The 15,499-nt window shown below is 71.6% G+C and carries 12 protein-coding genes; 5 read left to right on the top strand and 7 right to left on the bottom strand.

Annotation, left to right across the window (positions count from 1 at the left end; genetic code table 11):
- Nucleotides 1-25: 25 nt before the first annotated feature.
- Nucleotides 26-682: a tRNA (guanosine(46)-N7)-methyltransferase TrmB gene (gene trmB / locus Voc01_RS17605; RefSeq protein WP_239160272.1), complete on the top strand. Its 657-nt coding sequence runs from the start codon at nucleotides 26-28 to the stop codon at nucleotides 680-682.
- Entirely contained in the window at nucleotides 679-3,192 is a 2,514-nt protein-coding gene (locus tag Voc01_RS17600; protein ID WP_203928521.1) for a DEAD/DEAH box helicase, read from the top strand. Before trmB ends, Voc01_RS17600 begins: the two co-directional genes overlap by 4 nt.
- Here Voc01_RS17600 and Voc01_RS17595 read toward each other — a convergent pair.
- From Voc01_RS17595 to yczE, 4 genes are read right to left on the bottom strand one after another with little or no spacing between them, the layout of a single operon-like run.
- Nucleotides 3,170-4,966: an Hsp70 family protein gene (locus Voc01_RS17595; RefSeq protein ID WP_203928520.1), complete on the bottom strand. Its 1,797-nt coding sequence runs from the start codon at nucleotides 4,964-4,966 to the stop codon at nucleotides 3,170-3,172. The genes Voc01_RS17600 and Voc01_RS17595 overlap by 23 nt on opposite strands.
- 31 nt (nucleotides 4,967-4,997) lie before the next feature.
- Nucleotides 4,998-5,648: an MOSC domain-containing protein gene (locus Voc01_RS17590; RefSeq protein ID WP_203928519.1), complete on the bottom strand. Its 651-nt coding sequence runs from the start codon at nucleotides 5,646-5,648 to the stop codon at nucleotides 4,998-5,000.
- 10 nt (nucleotides 5,649-5,658) lie between these two features.
- Nucleotides 5,659-6,222 carry a GNAT family N-acetyltransferase gene (locus Voc01_RS17585; RefSeq protein WP_203928518.1) on the bottom strand — a complete coding sequence of 188 codons (564 nt, stop codon included), beginning with the start codon at nucleotides 6,220-6,222 and terminating at the stop codon, nucleotides 5,659-5,661.
- The gene (gene yczE, locus Voc01_RS17580; protein WP_239160271.1) at nucleotides 6,161-6,847 is read right to left on the bottom strand and encodes a membrane protein YczE; all 687 of its coding nucleotides are present in this window, start codon (nucleotides 6,845-6,847) and stop codon (nucleotides 6,161-6,163) included. Before yczE ends, Voc01_RS17585 begins: the two co-directional genes overlap by 62 nt.
- Before the next feature lie 59 nt (nucleotides 6,848-6,906).
- Here yczE and yczR point away from each other — a divergent pair, with 59 nt between their 5' ends.
- Entirely contained in the window at nucleotides 6,907-8,358 is a 1,452-nt protein-coding gene (gene yczR / locus Voc01_RS17575; RefSeq protein ID WP_203928517.1) for a MocR-like transcription factor YczR, read from the top strand.
- Between the two features lie 204 nt (nucleotides 8,359-8,562).
- Here the strand turns inward: yczR and Voc01_RS17570 are convergent, their stop codons facing one another.
- Together Voc01_RS17570 and Voc01_RS17565 are read right to left on the bottom strand one after the other, a co-directional pair.
- Nucleotides 8,563-10,368, bottom strand: coding sequence for an AMP-dependent synthetase/ligase (locus tag Voc01_RS17570; RefSeq protein ID WP_239160270.1), 1,806 nt, complete (start codon nucleotides 10,366-10,368; stop codon nucleotides 8,563-8,565).
- A gap of 102 nt (nucleotides 10,369-10,470) precedes the next feature.
- Nucleotides 10,471-11,100 (bottom strand): TIGR03085 family metal-binding protein, encoded by a 630-nt coding sequence (locus tag Voc01_RS17565; protein ID WP_203928516.1) that lies wholly within the window; start codon nucleotides 11,098-11,100, stop codon nucleotides 10,471-10,473.
- A gap of 179 nt (nucleotides 11,101-11,279) precedes the next feature.
- Here Voc01_RS17565 and Voc01_RS17560 point away from each other — a divergent pair, with 179 nt between their 5' ends.
- Both Voc01_RS17560 and Voc01_RS17555 read left to right on the top strand, forming a co-directional pair.
- Nucleotides 11,280-13,001 carry an ABC transporter ATP-binding protein gene (locus tag Voc01_RS17560; RefSeq protein WP_203928579.1) on the top strand — a complete coding sequence of 574 codons (1,722 nt, stop codon included), beginning with the start codon at nucleotides 11,280-11,282 and terminating at the stop codon, nucleotides 12,999-13,001.
- The gene (locus Voc01_RS17555) at nucleotides 12,994-14,802 is read left to right on the top strand and encodes an ABC transporter ATP-binding protein (RefSeq protein ID WP_203928515.1); all 1,809 of its coding nucleotides are present in this window, start codon (nucleotides 12,994-12,996) and stop codon (nucleotides 14,800-14,802) included. The genes Voc01_RS17560 and Voc01_RS17555 overlap by 8 nt, the downstream gene beginning before the upstream one ends.
- Here Voc01_RS17555 and Voc01_RS17550 read toward each other — a convergent pair.
- Nucleotides 14,799-15,488: a hypothetical protein gene (locus Voc01_RS17550; RefSeq protein WP_203928514.1), complete on the bottom strand. Its 690-nt coding sequence runs from the start codon at nucleotides 15,486-15,488 to the stop codon at nucleotides 14,799-14,801. The genes Voc01_RS17555 and Voc01_RS17550 overlap by 4 nt on opposite strands.
- Between the last annotated feature and the right edge of the window lie 11 nt (nucleotides 15,489-15,499).

The raw sequence follows: 15,499 nt of genomic DNA, 5'->3' as shown, positions 1-15,499 counted from the left end.
AAGAGCGAATGTTAGGTTTCACAGGGTGAAGTCGATCCGGACGTACCACCCGCGGCGCGGGCGGCTCAGCGGCCGGCACCACGACGCCCTCGACCGTCTCCTGCCCGCCTACGGCGCCGACGCCCACCGGCCCGTCACGGCGCGGGAACTGTTCGGCGTCGACGTGCCGCTGGTGGTGGAGATCGGCTCGGGCATGGGTGAGGCGACCGCCGCCATGGCGCAGGCCGACCCGGCACGCGGATACCTCGCCGTGGAGATACACACCCCCGGCGTCGCGAACCTGCTCGCCACGGTGGAGGAGCGCGGGCTCACCAACGTGCGCGTCGCCTTCGAAGACGCGATGGAACTCATGGGACGCGTACCGCACGGCACTCTCGCCGCGGTGCACGCCTTCTTTCCCGACCCGTGGCCGAAGGCCCGGCACCACAAGCGTCGCCTGATCCAGCCGGGGCACGTGGCCGTGCTGGCAAGCAGGCTGGTACCGGGCGGCCTGCTGTGGTGCGCCACGGACTGGCCCGGGTACGCGGAGTCGATGGAGGAGACGCTCGACGCGTCGCCCCTGCTCATCAGGATGACTTCCAGCGCATCAGAGGGCGCTCACGTGCGTCCCCTCACGAAGTTCGAAAAGCGTGGCCACGACGCGGGCCGCGCCATCGCCGACCTGCGCTACACACGACGATGACCGCGCTCATCGAGCTGGTGCCGTCGGACGACGTTCCCGACGACGAGCTGCCCGACGCCATCTACGAGGCGTTCGCGACGTGGGCGGGCGACCGCGGCCTCGCGCTGTACCCGCACCAGGAGGAGGCGCTGCTCGAGATCGCGTACGGCTCGAACGTGATTCTCAGTACCCCCACCGGTTCCGGTAAGAGCCTCGTCGCGGCGGCGGCGCACTTCACCGCGCTCGCCAAGGGGCGGCGGACGTACTACACCGCGCCCATCAAGGCGTTGGTGAGCGAGAAGTTCTTCGAGCTGTGCGCGACGTTCGGCGCGGCCAACGTCGGCATGCTCACCGGTGACGCGAGCGTGAACGCCGACGCGCCGATCGTGTGCTGCACGGCCGAGATCCTCGCGAACATCGCGTTGCGGTACGGCGACAAGGCCGACGTCGGCATGGTGACGATGGACGAGTTCCACTTCTACGCCGAGCCCGATCGGGGATGGGCGTGGCAGGTGCCGCTCATCGAGCTGCCGCAGGCCCAGTTCGTGCTGATGTCGGCGACGCTCGGCGACATGGACCGGTTCCAGGAGGATCTGAACCGCCGCACGGGTCGGCAGACCACGGTGATCCGGTCGGTGGAACGGCCGGTGCCGCTGCACTACGAGTACGCGATGACGCCGCTGCACGAGACGCTCGAGGAGCTGCTCACCACGAAGCAGTCGCCCGTGTACGTCGTGCACTTCACGCAGCAGGCGGCGCTCGAACGTGCGCAGGCGTTGATGAGCATCAACGTGTGTACGCGCGCCGAGAAGGACGCGATCGCCGAGCTGATCGGGAACTTCCGGTTCACGGCCGGCTTCGGGTCGAAGACGCTGTCGAGGTTGGTGCGCCACGGGATCGGCGTGCACCACGCGGGGCTGCTGCCGAAGTACCGTCGGCTCGTGGAAACCCTGGCGCAGGCGGGGCTGTTGAAGGTCATCTGCGGCACCGACACCCTCGGCGTCGGCATCAACGTTCCCATCAGGACGGTGCTGTTCACGGGACTGTCCAAGTACGACGGTGTGAAGACGCGGCTGCTGAAGGCGCGCGAGTTCCACCAGATCGCCGGCCGGGCCGGGCGGGCCGGGTTCGACACCATGGGAACCGTGGTGGTGCAGGCGCCCGAGCACGTCATCGACAACGAGCGGGCCCTCGCGAAGGCGGGCGACGACCCGAAGAAGCGGCGCAAGGTCGTGCGCAAGAAGCCGCCCGAGGGCACGATCGGGTACGGCCGGCCCACGTTCGACCGGCTCATCGAGGCCGAGCCGGAGCCGCTCACGTCGCACTTCCAGGTGAGCCACGCGATGCTGCTCAACGTGATCAGCCGGCCGGGCAACGCGTTCGACGCGATGCGGCACCTGCTCACGGAGAACCACGACGACCGGCCGCAGCAGCGCAGGCACATCCGGCGGGCGATCGCGATCTACCGCGCGCTGCTGGCGGGCGGGGTGGTGGAACGGCTCGACACGCCCGACGAGGAGGGACGCATCGTCCGGCTCACCGTCGACCTGCAGCTCGACTTCGCGCTCAACCAGCCGTTGTCGCCGTTGGCGTTGGCGGCGTTCGAACTGCTCGACCGCGAGTCGCCGATCTACGCGCTCGACGTGCTGTCGGTCGTCGAGTCCATTTTGGACAATCCGCGCCAGGTGCTGATGGCGCAGCAGTCCAAGGCGCGCGGCGAAGCGGTCGCGGCGATGAAGGCCGAGGGCATCGAGTACGACCAGCGGGTCGAGCTCATCGAGGGCGTCACGTACCCGAAACCGCTGGCGGAGCTGCTCGACGCGGCCTACGAGCTGTACCGGCGCGGGCATCCGTGGGTCGCCGACCACGAGCTCGCGCCGAAGTCGGTGGCGCGCGACATGTTCGAACGCGCGATGACGTTCACCGAGTACATCAGCTTCTACGGGCTGACCCGCTCGGAGGGCCTGGTGCTGCGCTACCTCGCCGACGCGTACAAGGCGCTCCGCCAGACGGTTCCCGAGGACGCGCGCACCGAGGAGCTCACCGACCTCATCGAGTGGCTCGGCGAGCTGGTGCGCCAGGTCGACTCCAGCCTCATCGACGAGTGGGAGAAGCTGCGCGACCCCGACGCGACGGCCGACGACGCCGTCCACGTCATCGAGGACCGTCCGCCGGCGGTCACCCGCAACGCGCGGGCGTTCCGCGTGCTGGTGCGCAACGCGCTGTTCCGGCGGGTGGAGCTGGCGGCGCTGCACCGCTGGGACGAGCTCGCCGACCTCGACAGCGGCGTCGACTGGGAAGCCGCGTTGAAGCCGTACTTCGAGGAGTACGGCGAGATCGGGATCGGCCCCGACGCCCGCGGGCCGGCGCTGCTGATGATCGACGCCGGCCGCGAGACGTGGACCGTGCGGCAGATCTTCGACGACCCGAACGGAGACCACGACTGGGCCATCAGCGCCGAGATCGACCTCGCTCAGTCCGACGAGATCGGCGCCGCGGCCGTGCGGGTCACTGCGGTGGGGCCTGCTTGATGACCGAGCCGGTCGTCGTTCCGTTCTCGGGACCGGTGAAGCACAGGAACATGTTCACGCCGTTGCGCCACTGCCATTGGGCGTAACGGTTCCAGTCCTTCGTTCTGTCCTTGTCGGCCGTTCGCGTGTCGAGGGTCGCGGCGCTGCAGCCGGCCTTCACCTCCGGCGACTTGTCGAGCTGGTCGCCGCCGCTGAAGCCCTCGCCGGGCAGGAGGCCGCCGGCGAACAGCTCGGTCGTGTGCGGCTTGGCGCAGTCGACCTCCTCCTCGTCGGCGTCTTCGCAGACCGGTGTGGTGGGGCAGAAGATGGCGTCGCCGCACCACGCGAATCCCGTCGGCGCCGGGCCGCGGTTCGGCGTGCTGGAGGGGGTGGACGCGGCGGCGGGGTTCTCCTTGCTCGGCGTGTCCTTGCCGCGCACCGCGTCGCGGACGAACCAGATCGTGGCACCGGCGAGCACGACGAGCGTGACGCTCGCGGCGATCGCGAGGATCAGCGCGCCGCGCGGGGCGCGGCGGGGTGGCGGGGGCGGCGCCGTCCACTGTGGACCCTGCGGGCGGCCGGTCCAGGGTGCGCCCGGGTCGCCGGGCGGGCCGCTGATGGGGATGCCGGTGCTGGTGTTGTCGCCCGGGAGAAAGGCCGCGCCGCCGTGCGCGGACCGCTGGGAGCCCGTCTGCGGGGAGCCCGAGACCGGGGCCGTCGGCGCACCCGAGGTCGGCGCGGGCGGCGCCACCGGCACCTCCGCCAGCGACGCGAGCGCACCGAGCGCGACCGGAAGCTCCGGTTGCTCCGGCACCATCGGCGCGACGCCGAACCGGCCGTGCAGCCGCGTCGCCACCAACGGGATCCGGCTCGACCCGCCCACCAGCAGGATCCCGCTGGGTGCCACGCCGACGCCGTCGAGAAGGCGGCGGGTCTCGTCGACGGCGCGGTCGACGAGGGGACCGGCGAGCCGGTCGAGCTCCTCGCGCGTCAGGTGCAGGGTCTCCGACCAGCCGGGGACGCTCACCGGCGCGACGGTGGTGCGCGACAGCATCTCCTTGGCGACCCGCACCTCGTCGCGGAACGCCCGGCGGTCGCGGAGCTCGGCCGGGTTCGACGGGCGCGAGAGCCGGTGCCAGCCGGCGGGGTCGCGTGCCGCGACGAGCTGCCCGAGGTGGCCGACCAGCGCCTCGTCGATGTCGAGGCCGCCGAGGTTCTCCAGGCCGCTCACCCCGGTGACGCGCGTGCCCGCCGGGTCGAGGCGCACCACGGCGAGGTCGAGCGTGCCGCCGCCGAAGTCGAACACGAGCAGCGACTGGCCGGCGAGGGCGTGCCCGCCCACCACCCGGGTGCAGTAGGCCGCGGCGGCCACCGGCTCGTCGACGAGCACGGGGTCGGCGATGCCGGCCCGGTGGGCCGCGTCGACCAGCACCTGCCGGCGCAGCCGGCCCCAGTCGGCCGGGCAGGTGATCACCGTGGTCGTCGCGTGGCCGGCCTCCTGCGTCACCCGGTGCAGGAGCGCGCCGAGGAGCATCGCGACCGGGTACTCCGCGTCGCCGAGCAGCACGGTCCCCTCGTCGACGCGGCGCTTCGGGTGCGGCTCGTACCGGTGCGGTTCCAGGTGCGCGAGCCGCACCGCGTCGCGTCCCACGTGGATCCCGCCGTCGGCGGCGGCGAACACCCCGGACGGCAGCACGGGTGAGCCGTCGAAGAGCAGCGGACGCGGCTGCTGGCCGGGCCGTTCGACGACCGCGACGGTGTGCGAGGTACCGAGGTCGATCGCGAGCCGGCTCACGACGCGCTCCCGGGACCGGTCGCGGGCCGGGTCACGACGCGGCCCTGGCGAGACGGCGCGCGACCTTCTCCTTGATCTCCTCCGCGAGCGCCTCGACGTCGGCGAGCCGGGGGATGAGGCCGGGTTCGGTGGTGAGCGCCCGGAACGTGAGCGCGGAGGTGACGCCGTGCGCGGGCCGGTGCACCACCTCGACCGGTCGGCCCGCCTCGATCTCGCCGGCTTCGAGCACCCGCAGGTAGGCGCCGGACACGCCGCGTTGGGTGAACCGCTTGATCCAGTGCGGTTCACCGATCCAGCGGGCGAACGTGGAGCAGGGGATCCGCGGTGCGGAGACCTCGAGCAGCGCGTCGCCGATGCGCCAGTGCTCGCCGATCAGGGCGCCGTTCACGTCGAGCCCGAAGGTGGTCAGGTTCTCGCCGAACTGGCCGTTGGTCAGGGTCCGGTTCAGCTCGCCCGCCCAGGTGTCGAGGTCCTCCCGCGCGTAGGCGTACACGGCCTGGTCGCCGCCGCCGTGGATGTGCGGCGCGCCGATCAGGTCGCCGGCCACACCGCTGCCGCCGGGCGCGGGGACGTCGAGGCGTACCGGACCGGTGGTCGGCCGCTTGTCGATGCCGGTCACCTGGACGGTCCGGCCGCGGTCGTCACGGGGGTGGGCCAGGTTGACCGAGAGCAGAGTCGCCACGGGACGCAGCCTAGGCCCTGCCCGATCGGGCGAACTCATCGGCGAGGATCGCGTAGACATACTCGTCGCCCCATTCGCCCTTGAAGATCTCGTTCTGGACGAAGTGCGCCTCCCGCCGCATGCCCAGCCGTTCGAGCACCGACGCGGAGGCCTTGTTCCGGGCGTCGCACCGGCCGATCACCCGGTGCAGCCCGAGGTCGTCGAACGCCAACGCGAGCATCGCCCGGGCGGCCTCCGCCGCGTACCCGTGACCCTGGTGCGCCGGCGTCACCACGAACCCGACCTCGCCCTGGCGGTGCTCCCCACTGAGCCACTTGAGGACGACCTCGCCGATCAGCGTGCCGCCGCTCTCGATCGCCAGGATCAGCGACTGGCCGGGCTCGTTCAGCGACCAGTGCCCGATCTTCCCGTCGAGCATCCGACGTGCCGCGGCCCGGTCGGTTGCCACCTCCCAGTAGAGGAAGCGCACGACGTCGGGGTCGCTGACGTAGGCCTCGACGGCGTCGAGGTCGTCACGGGTGAACGGGCGCAGGGCGAGGCGGGGAGTGCGGATCGGATACGTCGGTCGCAGCACCGGCCTGACGGTACTGCACGGTGAAGATCGGCAGGAACGCCTGCGTCAACGGTCCGATCGCCAGCGCGTACAGCACCGTGCCGGCGCCGACCGAGCCGCCGAGCAGCCAGCCGACCGCGAGCACCGTCACCTCGATCGCGGTGCGCACCAGGCGGATCGACAGCCGGGGGAAGCGGCGGGCCAGTCCCGTCATGAGGCCGTCGCGCGGTCCCGGTCCGAGTTCGGCGCCGATGTAGGACCCGGTGGCGACGCCGTTGAGCACGACCGCGGCCACCAGCATCACGATGCGCAGCCACATCGCCTCGACGTCCGGCAGCACGGCCAGCCCGCCCTCGACGGCCAGGCTGATGACGACGGCATTGCTGACCGTCCCGATGCCGGGCCGTTGCCGCAGCGGGATCCACAGCAGCAGCACCGCGACGCTGACGAGGAACACCACCCAGCCGAACCGCAGCCCGGTGCGCTCGCTGACGCCCTGGTGGAACACGTCCCACGGGTCGAGCCCGAGGTCCGCCCGGATGAACAGCGCCATGCTGACGCCGTACAGCACCAGACCGGCCTGCAGCTGGAGGAACCGGCGCGGGAAGCGGTAGCGGAGCGGAAGGCGGTTGCCAATCTGGGTCACGCATGCCAATCTCAAGCCAATTGGCCTGCGGCGAAAGAACCAATTTCCGGGAGGTGGACGTGGCGGGCATCATGCGAGGGGTCCAACTGGCCCGTTTGCTCGGCGAGTGGCAGGTGCGGACGCACCGCCGTGGCCCCGAGTACGTGGCGCTGGCCGAGGCGGTGCGCGGTCTCCTCACCGACGGCCGGCTCGCCCTCGGGGTGCGGCTGCCCGCCGAGCGGGAGCTGGCCGAGGCGCTGGGCATCAGCCGCACCACGGTCACCGCGGCGTACCGGACGCTGCGTGAGTCCGGTCACCTCACCAGCCGCCGCGGCGCCGGAAGCTGGACCGAGCTGCCGGGCGGCCACCGCATCGGCAGCGGCGGCGTGATCATGGCGGTCGACGGCGACGACGCCGACGTGATCGACCTCAACTGCGCGGCGCTCGCCGCTCCGCCGCAGATCACCGACGCCGTGCAGCAGGCTGCGCTGGATCTTCCGCCGTATCTCAGCCGGCAGGGCTACCAGCCGACCGGGATCGTGCCGCTACGTGAGCTGGTCGCCGCCCGCTACACCGACCGCGGCCTGCCCACCGACCCCGAACAAATCATGATCACTGCCGGCGTGCAGCAGGGGCTCGACCTGCTCGTGCGGCTGTTCGCCGCGCCCGGGCAGCGGGTGCTGGTCGAGGCTCCGACGTACCCGAACGCGCTCACGTCGCTGGCCGAGCGGCGGCACCGGGTCCTGACCTACAACCTGGACCACAACGGCTGGGACCCGGAGCTGATGCTCTCCACGCTGCGGGGCGCGTCGGCCCGGCTGGCCTACCTGATCCCCGACTTCCACAACCCCACCGGCCACCTGATGCCGGAGCCGCTGCGGGCGCGGCTGCCCGCCGTCGCCCACGCCGCCGGCACCGAGCTGGTCATCGACGAGTCCTTCGCCGACCTGCGGCTCGACGCCGGTGCCAACCCGCCGCCGGTGGCCGTCTACGACCGCGGGGCGCGCACCGTGTCGATCGGTGGCATGAGCAAGCCGTTCTGGGGTGGGCTGCGCATCGGCTGGATCCGTGCCGCGGCGCCGACGATCGCCCGGCTGGCCGCGCTGCGGGTCAACGTCGACATGGCGTCACCGGTGCTGGAGCAGCTGATCGCGGTGCACCTGCTGCGCCGGTCCGACGAGATCATCGGCGCGCGGCGCCGCGACCTGCGCGCCCAGCGCGACGCGCTGGCGGCCGCGCTGCGCGCGGAGCTGCCGCAGTGGCGGTTCACGGTGCCGTCGGGTGGCCTGTGCCTGTGGATCGAGCTGGACGCCCCGGTGGCGACGGCGCTGGCCCGCGCGGCGGCCGAGCTGGACCTGCGCATCGCGCCCGGCCCGAGGTTCGGCGTCGACGGCACGTTCGAGCGTTACCTGCGCATGCCCTACGTCCTGCCGGTGCCGCAGGTGCGGGAGGCCGTGGCCCGGCTGGCCGGGGCGAGGCACCTGGTGGAACGCCCGACCCGCCGCTGGTCCGAACCCGCCGTGGTCGCCTGACGTCTTCCGGTGAGGTCGGATTCAACGACCCGATGTTCCAGGATGATCAACAGCGATCATGAACGGCTCCCCGGAGCCGTGCCCGTGACGCCGCTGACTGCAGTGCCCCGCGTGGCCCGGCCCTTGCATAAACGACGCTCTATCCAGTGTGGGTTCGGTGGCCCGAACCGCACAGGATAGAGCGTCGTTTATCCGAAAGCGGGGTCAGACCTCGGCCACGGCCCCCGAGTACATCTTCGTGATGTCGGCCTCGAAGGTGGTCTCCACCACGCGGCGCTTGACCTTCAGGCTCGGGGTCAGCTCGCCGTCCTCGATGCTCAGGTCGCGGGGGAGGATCACGAACTTCTTGATCGTCTCCCAGCGGTTGAGCCTCGTGTTCAGCTCCTTGATGTAGCCGTCGAGCAGGTCGTGGGCCTCTTTGGACTGCACGATCTCGGTGTACGACTTGCCCTCGAGCGGCGTGCCGGCGGCCCACTGGGCGATGCCGTCGGGGTCGAGGGTCACCAGCATCGTGCAGTAGTTGCGGGCCTGCCCGATCACCACCGCCTGCGACGTGTACGGGCAGATCGACTTGAACATGCCCTCGATGTGGCTCGGCGCCACGTACTTGCCGCCCGAGGTCTTGATCAGGTCCTTCTTGCGGTCGGTGATCCGCAGGAAGCCCTTGCTGTCGAGCTCGCCGATGTCGCCGGTGCGGAACCAGCCGTCCTCGGTGAACGCGGCCTCGGTCTCGGCCGGGAGGTTGTGGTAGCCGCGCATCACCGGCGTGCCGCGCAGCAGCACCTCGCCGTCCTCGGCGATCTTGCACTCGAGGTCGCCGATGGCCTGGCCGACGGTGCCCAGCCGCACCGCGTCCTCGCGGTTGATGAACGATCCGGCGGACGTCTCGGTGAGCCCGTAGCCCTCGAGCACGTTGAGGCCGGCGGCGTGGAAGAACTCGCCGATCTCCTTGGCGAGCGGCGCCGACCCCGAGACCATCGCCCGGATCTGCCCGCCGAGGCGCGCGTGCAGCTTGCTGAAGACCAGCTTGTGCGCGATGCCGTACTGGAACGCCAGCAGACCGCCCGGTGTGCGGCCGGCGTGCCGCTCGGCGGCGTGCCGCTTGCCGACGCCCAGCGCCCAGGTGAAGATCTTCCACTTCGCGCCACCGGCGTCCTTCGCCTGCGACACCACGCGGTTGTAGACCTTCTCGAAGACGCGCGGCGCGGCGCACATGAGCGTCGGCCTGATCGCGCCAAGGTTGTCGATGAGCTTGTCGACGCGGCCGTCGATGTAGGTGGGCAGGCCGACGAAGATGATGCCGCACAGCAGCGTCTTGCCGAACGAGTGCGACAGCGGCAGCCAGAGGTACTGGAGGTCGTCGGAGTTGAGGATGCCGAGTTCGGCCTGGCGCTGACCCTGCCAGACCCAGCCGGCGTGCAGCAGTTCCACGCCCTTGGGCCGGCCGGTGGTGCCGGACGTGTAGATCAGGGTCGCGAGGTGCTGGGGCTCGACCGTCTCGGCGATGTCCTCGATCAGCGTCGGCTTCCCGGCGAGCACGCCGGCGCCGCGCTTCTCCAGGTCGGCGAGGGTGAGCTGGCCGTCGCCGGCCGGGCCGTCGATCACGACGATCGCGTCGAGCTTCACGCCGGTGAGTTTCGCGGCCTGCTCGGCGTTCTCGGCGATCAGCACCTTCGACCCGGAGTCACGCACGATGTACTGTGCGTCCTCGGCCTCGGTGGTCGGGTAGACCGTGGTGGTGGCCGCGCCGGCGCACATGACGCCGAGGTCGGCGAGCACCCACTCGATGCGGGTGCCGGCGAGGATCGCCACCCGGTCCTCGGTGCGGACGCCGAGGTCGTGCAGGCCGGCGGCGATCGCCTTGGCCCGGGCCGCGACCTCCGACCAGGTCAGCCAGACGGGCTCGCCGGAGTCTCCGGGAGCCGGATGCGCGAGCGCCTTCTTGTCCGGCGACTCCGATACACGTTTGAGAAACATCTCCGGAATGGACCGGTAGAGCAGGTCTGTCATATCGGGGGGCCTCCGCGCACGAAAACCACGTGACCGGCGTCACGGTGAGGGGTTGTACCGAAGAGTAGTGTTGCGCCCGCCCTTCGACCAGACCCGGTCTCCTCAGAGGCCGAGGTGGGCGTTGCGGAGCCGCTCGACCAGCTCGTCCGGGCCGGTCAACGCTACATCGGCGGCCTGCTGGCGCCCCGTCAGGAACATGGCCAGTTCCCCCGGCCGTCCGCGCAGAGACACCTCCGGTCCGCCGGCACCGGCCGACACCCGGCCGAAGTCGGGCGCCTCGATGACGATCGCGGCCCGGAACCTGCGTAGCGCCAGCCGGCTGGTCCGCCGGACGGTGTCCCAGAGGGCCTTCTCCAGGCCGGGGTCGATCGCGCGGGGCCGCCAGTTCGGCTGGGCCCGCCGCACGTCCTCGTGGTGGACGTACATCTCCAACGTGTTGGCCAGCTCGTCCGTCAGCGGGTTGCTGACCGGGCTCCACACCGGCGGCCTGCGCAGCTGGGAGACCAGGCCGGCGTAGTCGCGCCGGGCGATTGCCTGCTGGCGGCGCTGGGTGTAGGCGTTCAGGGGCTTGATCAGGATGCCGGTGGCGCCGATCGGGTGGCGTTCCCGGAGGAGGAGGTGGGCGAGCAGGTCGCGAGCCGCCCAGCCGGTGCACAGCGTGGGTGCGTCGGGCCCCACCGCCGTGAAGGTGTCGGCAAGGGCGGCCCGCTCGGCCTTCGCGTAACGCGTCACGACGTGCACCTTATCGCTGTGATGGCCGACACAGTCGATATGCGGGTGCGGTGTGCGGACGTCCCGGTAAGGATGGATAGTCGTTCCCGGGCTTACGTGAAGGGGTGCAGGTGGAGGACGAACGGGTACTCGGCCGGGGCATCCGCATCCTGGGGCTGGCCATCCGCAAAGAACCCTGGATGTTCACGATCGCCGCCGCCGGCAGCGTCCTGTTCGCGATTCTGACGATCGCCACGGCGTTCGTCCTCGGTGCGGTCATCGGGCGGGTCGTGGTTCCGGCCATCGAGGGTGGTGACACCACCCGGGCGGCCGTCGTGGGCGGGGCCGCGTCGATCCTCGCGCTGTCGGTGGGCAAGGTCGCGGGGCTGTGGGGACGCAGGCTGGGCGCCGGCGCCATGCAGTACCGCCTCCAGGCGCGGTACCGGCGCGAGGTGACCCGCCGCTACCTGGCGCTGCCCCTGTCGTGGCACCACCGCCACCCGACCGGTCAGCTGCTGTCGAACGCGAACTCCGACGTGGAGTCGGCGTGGTACCCGATCGCGCCGTTCCCGTTCGCGGTCGGCACGGTCGTCATGCTGGTGGTGGCGATGGCGGCGCTGTTCGCCACCGACTGGGTGCTCGCCCTGGTCGGGCTCACGGTGTTCCCGGCGCTGCTGGCGGTCAACGTCGTCTACTCGCGGCGCATGGCGCCGCGGGCCGCGGCCGCACAGCGGCTGCGCGCCGAGGTCAGCGGCATCGCGCACGAGAGCTTCGACGGCGCGTTGGTGGTCAAGACGATGGGACGCGAGGCGACCGAGACCGAGCGGTTCTCCGGCCGCACCGCCGACCTGCGCGACGCGCTGATCCGGGTGGGCCGGGTACGGGGCATGTTCGACCCGATGCTCGAGGCGCTGCCGACGATGGGCACGCTCGCGGTGCTCCTGGTGGGCGCGGTGCGCCTGTCGCACGGCGCCACCACGGTCGAGAACGTGGTCAGCGTCGCGTTCCTGTTCACGGTGATGGCGTTCCCGGTCCGCGCGATCGGCTGGGTGCTCGGTGAGCTGCCGCGCAGCGTGGTCGGGTGGGAGCGCGTCGCCGGCGTCCTCGCGGCCACCGGCGACATGACCTACGGCACGGGGACCCTCGAAGCCCGCGACCGGCCGGCCGCCGTCTGCTTCGACGACGTGAGCTTCCGGTACTCCGAGGGTCCGGAGGTGCTCCACGGGGTCACGTTCGAGGTGCCGGCCGGGCGCACGGTGGCGCTGGTCGGGCCCACCGGCAGCGGCAAGTCGACGATCGCCGCGCTCACCGCCCGGCTGGTCGACCCGACGTCGGGCCAGGTGCGGCTCGACGGCACCGACCTCACCGGGCTCAGCCACGCGGCGGTCGCCGGCACGGTCGCGCTGGTTCCGCAGATCCCGTTCGTCTTCGACGACTCGGTCCGCGGCAACGTCGCGTTGGGACGCGAGGGCGTCGACGACGACGAGGTGTGGCGGGCCCTGCGGCAGGCGCAGGCCGACGGGTTCATCGAGGCGCTGCCCAACGGCCTCGACACCGAGGTCGGCGAGCGCGGCACGTCGCTGTCCGGCGGGCAGCGGCAGCGGTTGACGCTGGCCCGGGCGCTGGCCGGCCGTCCACGACTGCTGGTGCTCGACGACGCGACGAGCGCCGTCGACCCGCGCGTGGAGGCGGCGATCCTGGCCGCGCTGCGCGGCCGCGACGCCGGCGCGAGCATCCTCGTGGTGGCCTACCGACGGGCGACGATCGCGCTGGCCGACGAGGTGGTCTACCTGGAGCACGGGCGGGTGGTGGCGCGCGGGAAGCACCTGGAGCTGCTGGCCACGGTGCCGGGGTACGCCAACCTGGTCACCGCCTACGAGCAGGCCGACGCCGAGCGGGAACGGGAACAGGCCTATGCCTGACAAACAACCTGACAAACACCCTGAGAAACAGCCGGAAGGTACGTGGAGGACGCTGCGGCGCGGCCTGGCCATGTCGCCGGAGCTGCGCACCGGGCTCGCCGGGACGCTGGCGCTGGCCCTGGTCGCCACGGCCGGCCGGGTCGTGACGCCGGTCGCCGTGCAGCAGGGCATCGACCGTGGGCTGCGCGCGCCGGGCGGGCCCGACCCCGGTGCGGTCGCGGTGGTGGTCGCGGTGACGCTCGGCGTGCTGCTGGTCACGATGTCGTGCACGTTCCTCATGAACGTACGGCTGTTCACGGTCAGCGAGACGGCGCTCGCCGACGTGCGGGTGCGCACGTTCCGGCACATCCACGACCTGTCGACGCTGCACCAGCAGGCCGAGCGGCGCGGGTCGCTGGTGTCGCGGGTGACCACCGACGTCGACCAGATCAGCCAGTTCCTGCAGTTCGGCGGCATCATCCTGCTGATCAGCTTCGGGCAGCTGACGGTCACCACGATCGTGATGGCGACGTACTCGTGGCAGCTCACGCTCGTCGTCTACGTGGCTTTTCTCCCGATGGTGTTCATCAGCCGCGTGTTCCAACGCAAGCTGGCCCGCGCCTACACGATCGTGCGCCAGCACGTCGGGTCGATGCTCGCCGCGGTGGGGGAGAGCGTGGTCGGCGCCGACGTGATCCGCGCCTATGGCGTGGCCGAGCGCACCGAGAAGCGGCTCGACGAGGCGATCGAGCGCAACCGGGCGGCACAGTTCAAGGCGATGCGCACCACGGTCGCGAGCTTCTCGGCGGCCGAGCTCACGGCGGGGCTGGCGCTCGTCGGCGTCGTGCTCCTGGGGCTCCGGTTGGGGGTGGACGGGCACCTCACGGTCGGCGAGGTCACCGCGTTCCTGTTCCTGGTGACGCTGTTCATCCAGCCGGTCCAGGTCGCCACCGAGATGCTCAACGAGGCCCAGAACGCGATCGCGGGCTGGCGGCGGGTGCTCGACATCAGCGACGTCGAGCCCGACGTCGCCGATCCCGGCACCGCCGGGCGGGAGCTGCCCGCGGGACCGCTGTCGGTGGCGTTCGAGCACGTCGACTTCGCCTATCCGGGTGGGCCGCGGGTGCTGCACGATGTCGACCTGGCGATCGGGGCGCAGACCCGGGTCGCGGTCGTCGGCGAGACCGGCAGCGGCAAGACGACGTTCGCGAAGCTGCTCACCCGGCTCATGGACCCGACCGCCGGGGCGGTGACGCTGTCGGGCGTGCCGCTCACCGACGTGCGGTTCGAGTCGCTGCGCCGGCGGGTGGTCATGGTTCCGCAGGACGGGTTCCTGTTCGACACGACCGTGGCCGCCAACGTGCGGTTCGCGAAGCCCGACCTGTCCGACGAGGACCTCGACCTGGCGTTCACCGAGCTGGGTCTCGCCGACTGGGTCGAGGGGCTGCCGGCCGGGCTGGAGACGCCGGTCGGCGAGCGCGGCGAGGCGCTGAGCGTCGGCGAGCGGCAGCTGGTCGCGCTGGCCCGCGCGTACGTGGCCGACCCCGACCTGCTGGTGCTCGACGAGGCGACCAGCGCCGTCGACCCGGCCACCGAGGTGCGCCTGCAACGCACGCTCGACGCGGTGACCCGCGGCCGCACCACGATCGCGATCGCCCACCGGCTCTCCACGGCGCAGGCCGCCGACGACGTGATCGTGTTCGACAAGGGCGTGGTCGTGCAGCGCGGTCCCCACGCGACGCTGGTCGCCCAGGCCGACTCCATCTACGCCAAGCTGTTCGCGTCGTGGCTCGACCAGACCCGCGAGCAGCAACCGGCCTAGTACCTGCGGAAGTACGCCCGCACCGGGGTGGTGTTCAGGAGCACGAGGTAGATCGTCGGCAGCACGAGCCCCGACAGCGGGTCGGCGACACCCTGGGTGACCAGCGTGTACACGTTGATGCCCAGGCTCACGGCGCTGAGCACGATCACGAGGATCCGGGCGCCGCGCCGGCCGCGGTGGATGCGGCGGCCGATCGACAGCGCGATGAACCCGGCCACCAGGCAGAACGCGGCGATCGCGAGGCCGAAGCCGGTGACCGCGCCACGGATGCTCTCCGGTACCTCGGAGCCGCCGACGCGCCCGTCGTTGAACGTGATCACGCCGATCACGCCGGCGGTGAGCAGCAGCACGACGCCGGTGACGTACTGCATGATCGCGACGATGTGCACCCCGGCGGGCGCCCCGCGCATCCCGTATCCGGGCGGCGGGGGCGGCGGCGGGCCGTAGTAGTCCGGTGGTTGGCCGGGACCCGGTGGCTCGCTCGGCCAGGACCCGCCCTCGGGCCAGGACTGGGTCGGCGGCTGGCCCGGGTACCCCGGATAGGCCGGGTAGTTCTGCGTGCCCGGATACGCCGGGTGGTTCTGGGTGGCCGGGTGGTTCTGGGTGGCCGGGTAGCCGCGGGTGGCCGGCTGTGCCGGTCCGTACCGTTGCGGGTGACCGGGCCAGGACCCGTTCTGATAGGCCATGGCGTCCAGAA

This window comes from Virgisporangium ochraceum, from assembly GCF_016863655.1.
GTDB classification, from domain to species: Bacteria; Actinomycetota; Actinomycetes; order Mycobacteriales; family Micromonosporaceae; genus Virgisporangium; species Virgisporangium ochraceum.
This window is presented reverse-complemented; position numbering and strand designations above follow the sequence as displayed.